Source organism: Streptomyces sp. URMC 127 (assembly GCF_051386535.1).
Lineage (GTDB): Bacteria > Actinomycetota > Actinomycetes > Streptomycetales > Streptomycetaceae > Streptomyces.
The window spans coordinates 1-3,847 of sequence record NZ_JBPQTW010000355.1 but is presented as its reverse complement, the minus strand read 5'-3'; the positions used below and the strand labels follow the sequence as shown (position 1 = coordinate 3,847).

5 protein-coding genes and 1 tRNA gene are annotated in these 3,847 nt (G+C 74.5%); 2 read left to right on the top strand and 4 right to left on the bottom strand.

Annotated features, from left to right (window positions below):
• A partial coding sequence (locus tag ACSNOH_RS33790; protein ID WP_436725268.1) for a hypothetical protein occupies nucleotides 1-207 on the bottom strand: 207 nt, incomplete at its 3' end.
• A gap of 66 nt (nucleotides 208-273) precedes the next feature.
• Between ACSNOH_RS33790 and ACSNOH_RS33785 the strand changes: the two genes are divergently transcribed.
• Nucleotides 274-732 carry a winged helix-turn-helix transcriptional regulator gene (locus tag ACSNOH_RS33785; protein WP_436725267.1) on the top strand — a complete coding sequence of 153 codons (459 nt, stop codon included), beginning with the start codon at nucleotides 274-276 and terminating at the stop codon, nucleotides 730-732.
• A 45-nt stretch (nucleotides 733-777) separates the two neighbouring features.
• On the opposite strand, the gene ACSNOH_RS33780 is transcribed toward ACSNOH_RS33785, so the two are convergent.
• Both ACSNOH_RS33780 and ACSNOH_RS33775 read right to left on the bottom strand, forming a co-directional pair.
• On the bottom strand, nucleotides 778-2,175 hold the full coding sequence (locus ACSNOH_RS33780; RefSeq protein WP_436725269.1) for an SDR family NAD(P)-dependent oxidoreductase: 1,398 nt from the start codon (nucleotides 2,173-2,175) through the stop codon (nucleotides 778-780).
• Between the two features lie 133 nt (nucleotides 2,176-2,308).
• Nucleotides 2,309-2,381 (bottom strand) — tRNA-Ala (locus ACSNOH_RS33775).
• Between the two features lie 126 nt (nucleotides 2,382-2,507).
• On the opposite strand from ACSNOH_RS33775, the gene ACSNOH_RS33770 reads away from it, so the two are divergent.
• The gene (locus tag ACSNOH_RS33770) at nucleotides 2,508-2,696 is read left to right on the top strand and encodes a hypothetical protein (protein WP_436725266.1); all 189 of its coding nucleotides are present in this window, start codon (nucleotides 2,508-2,510) and stop codon (nucleotides 2,694-2,696) included.
• Nucleotides 2,697-2,710: 14 nt separating this feature from the next.
• Here ACSNOH_RS33770 and ACSNOH_RS33765 read toward each other — a convergent pair.
• On the bottom strand, nucleotides 2,711-3,847 hold a 1,137-nt coding region (locus ACSNOH_RS33765; protein WP_436725265.1), incomplete at its 5' end, for a nickel-dependent hydrogenase large subunit.

Sequence of the window (3,847 nt, the reverse complement as noted above, 5' to 3'; positions counted from 1 at the left end):
GTCGGCGGGGGTGACGGCCACGGGGCGGGTGCGGCCGGCGATGCGGGCGGCGGCCTTCTCGACGTCGCCGTAGGTGAGGTCGTGCACGGGCTCTCTCTCCTCGGAGCGCGGACCGCTGCCGGCGGCCGAAAGCAGCGCCGGGCGGCCGGAGCAGGGGTGATACACCGTACGCCGCCGGCCGCGCCGGCTCCCACGCGGTATGCCCACGGGCCGGTCGGTGCAACGGATGCCCACTACCGTGAGGGTTGGGGAAGCAAATCCGGCTGCTCTACGATGGGGAACATGACGAAGCCGCGCCCCTGTTCGATCGCCGACGCGCTCGGCGTGGTCGGCGAGAAGTACTCCCTGCTGGTGCTGCGTGAGGTCTTCTTCGGAGTCCGGCGCTTCGACGCGATCGCCCGCAACACCGGGGCGCCGCGCGACATCCTGGCCTCCCGGCTGCGCCGCCTGGTGGAGGCGGGAGTGCTGGAAAAGGTTCCCTACAGCGAACGCCCGGCGCGCTTCGAGTACTGCCCCACCGCCTCCGGGCACGATCTGCGCCCCGTCCTGATCATGCTGATGAACTGGGGCGACCGGCACCTGGCGGAGGTGCCGCCGACGGTCTTCGAGCACTCCTGCGGCGCCGATCTCGATCCGGCCGTCGTCTGCCGCTGCTGCGGCGAGGAGGTCGACAGCTCGGCGATCACCGCGCGCTTCCAGGTCCCGGGATGGGGCGTGGAGGGCGCGGCCTGACGGCCCGCCGGGGTGTGAAGGGCGCCGCCCGGCGGCGCCGCACCGTCACCAGTCGGCGACCCGGTAGTCCTTGAGGTGGACGCCCGAGACCGGGTCGCCCGCCTCGCCGCGCACGATCGGGTCGTAGACCCGCGCCGCCCCGTCCACGATGTCCAGCGGGGTGCGGAAGCCGTGCGCGGCCATCCACTCCTTCTTCGGCGCCGGGTTCTCGTCGGTGATCCAGCCGGTGTCGACGCTGCACATGTGGACGCCGCGGGCGGCGAGTTCGCGGCCGCTGGTGCGGGTGAGCATGTTGAGCGCGGCCTTGGCCATATTCGTGTGCGGGTGCCCCGAGGTCTTGTTGCGCACGGCGAAGCGGCCCTCGACGGCCGTCACGTTGACCACGTAGCGGCGCGGGTGCGGCGAGGCCAGCAGGAGCGGCAGCAGCCGGTCGCACAGGAGCGTGGGGGCGAGCGCGTTGACCAGCTGGGTCTCCAGCAGCTCCGCGGGGTCGAGCTCCCCGAGGCGCGCGGACCAGGAGTTGGCCGCGGAGCGGTCCGGCACCAGCCCGGCCTCGTCCACCTCCGCATCCACCTCCGCGGCGGCCGGCAGGACGAGCCCGAGCGCGGCGGACGCGCCCGTGCCGTCCCCGGCGCCCTCCAGCGCGTGCCGCGTCCGGAAGCCGGGAGCCGTCCACACGGCCGTGGCCGGCGTGCCGGCGGGCAGGGCGCGCGACTCCCCCGCGATCAGCGGCGCGTAGGCCCCGGGCGGGCGGCGGATGGTCTGCGCGGCGTTGTTGACGAGGATGTCCAGCGGACGGCCCTCCGCCCGCAACCGCTCGCACAGCCCGAGCACCTGCCGCGGGTCGCGCAGGTCGATCCCGATCACGGTGAGCCGGTCCAGCCACGCCTCGCTGCCCTCGGCGGCGTGGAAGCGGCGGACGGTGTCGCGCGGGAAGCGGCTGGTGACCAGGAGCTCGGCGCCGTCGCGCAGCATCATCAGGGCGAGCTGGAAACCGATCTTGACCCGGCCGCCGGTGAGCAGCGCCAGGCGGCCCGTCAGATCGGTGCGCAGGCCGCGCCGGCGAGCGTTCTCGGCGGCGCAGTCCGGGCAGAGCAGGTGGTAGAAGGCGTCGGCCCGGCTGTAGGGCGACTTGCAGACGTAGCAGCGGCGGGGGCGGCTGTAGGTGCCCGGGGAGCCGGGTGCGGTCAGGGGCGCGTCCTCGCGGCGGTCGAGGGCGCCGGTCGCCGTCGCGGCGGCCACGCGGGCGTCGGCGGCGTTCTGCTCCTGCCGGCGGTCCTTGCGGCGGCGGTGGCGCCCCTCGCGCGCGAAGGACGAGGCGACCTGCTCGGCGCGCAGGCGCACCGGGTCGTCGGCGGGGAGCTGCCGCAGCTTGCGGACCGTGCGGTCGAAGGCGGCCAGCTCTTCCTCGGTGATACCCGGGATGCCGGGGATGTTGGGGATGCCGGCGGCACCCGTGGTACCGGCGATCTCGGGGATTCCCGTGGTGCCGGTGTCGCCCGCGCCGCCCTTCACGTACCTGTACCCCGCCCCGCGGCAGGGCCCGGCCCCGCCTCCGCTCCTGCACGACAGACTGCCCGTCCGGCCGGATTCGAACCGGCGTCCTCCGTCATGCAATGACGGTGCGCCTGCCTCTGCGCTACGGACGGGCATTGACCAGCACCTTACCCACCGTCATTGATGGCGGCAAAACGATTTACCGCGGGAACCCGGTGCCGCTGCACGGGCGCCGCCCCGGCGATTCCGCCCTAGAATTCCAGGAAGTCTCCTGTTCCATGCCCATCGCGCTGGGGGCCGTCGTGAGCGAATTCGCCGAGGCCGTGCGACGGCGCGTGCGGGAGGCGCGGGAGGCCCTCGCGCAGGCCGAGTCCGACGGGGACGCCTACGGAGCCGCCGTCGCGGCCGACGAGCTCGACGACGTGCTGCGCCTCGCCCGCCTGCACGGGGTCGACCCCGACGCGTGAGGACCGCGTGAGCCTCAGAGGTCGTTGCCCGCGTACGACAGGTTGAAGCTCTTGTTGGCGAGCGGGAAGTCCGGGACGATCGTGTCCGCCAGCGCCACCGGCAGGGCGGGCCAGTTGAAGAAGGACGGGTCGACGGTCTTGACCCGGGTGAGCGTCTCGCCCTCGCCGAGCTCGACCCGCGTGGTGATGGTGCCGCGCCAGCCCTCCACGATGCCGACGCCGGCGCGGCGGGTGCTGCGGGCGAACAGCGGCGGCCAGGCGAGCGAGGTCCCGGTGGTGCGGCCCGCCTCCAGCCCGGCCGCGAGCCGTTCGGCCGTCGCCAGCGAGGCCTCGGCCTCCTCGGCCCGGACGAGGAAGCGGGCCAGGACGTCGCCGGCGGTGTGGACGGGGATGGTCAGCGCGCCCGCGTGGTCGTGGAAGGGGTGGCTCGCGCGCGCGTCGGCGGACAGGCCGCTGGCCCGGGCGACGTAGCCGAGGCAGCCCAGGTCGCGGGCGGCGGCCGCGCCGAGGCGGGCGGTGCCGGTGAACCGGTCGCGCACGGTGGTGTGGCCGAGGGCGAGGGTGACGATGTCGCGGATCTCCCGGCCCAGTTCCCGCAGCCGGGCGGGGCCGGGCACGGCGCGCAGCACCGAGCCGCCGGGCACGACACCGCCGCGCAGCAGGCGGTGGCCGGTGACCTCCTGGTTGAGGCGCAGGAGGCGTTCGCGGACGTGCTGGGCTCGGGCGTGCAGGATGCCGTGCCCGGCGTCGTTGCACAGCGCGCCGAGGTCGGCGACGTGGTTGTGGAGGCGTTCGAGTTCGAGGAGGAGGGCGCGGGCGCGGCGGGCGTCGGCGGGGACGTGGGCCCCCGTGGCCTCCTCCACGGCGAGGCAGTAGGCGAGGGCGTGGCCGACGGCGGTGTCGCCGCTGATGCGCTCGGCGAGCGGCAGGCCCTGGTCGGGGGTGCGGCCCTCGAAGAGCTTCTCGATGCCCTTGTGGACGAACCACAGCCGGGCCTTGAGCTTGATGATCGTCTCGCCGACGACGGAGAAGCGGAAGTGGCCGGGTTCGATGATGCCGGCGTGGACGGGACCGACGGGGATCTCGTAGACGCCCTCCCCCTCGACCTCCAGGAAGGGGTAGGGGCCCTCGGGTTCGGCGAAGGGCGGGGG

Bases quoted from the DNA above. Each gene is read 5' to 3' on its own strand.
- ACSNOH_RS33785 (WP_436725267.1), top strand. From the start codon at position 274: ATGGGGAACATGACGAAGCCGCGCCCCTGTTCGATCGCCGACGCGCTC.
- ACSNOH_RS33770 (WP_436725266.1), top strand. From the start codon at position 2,508: ATGCCCATCGCGCTGGGGGCCGTCGTGAGCGAATTCGCCGAGGCCGTG.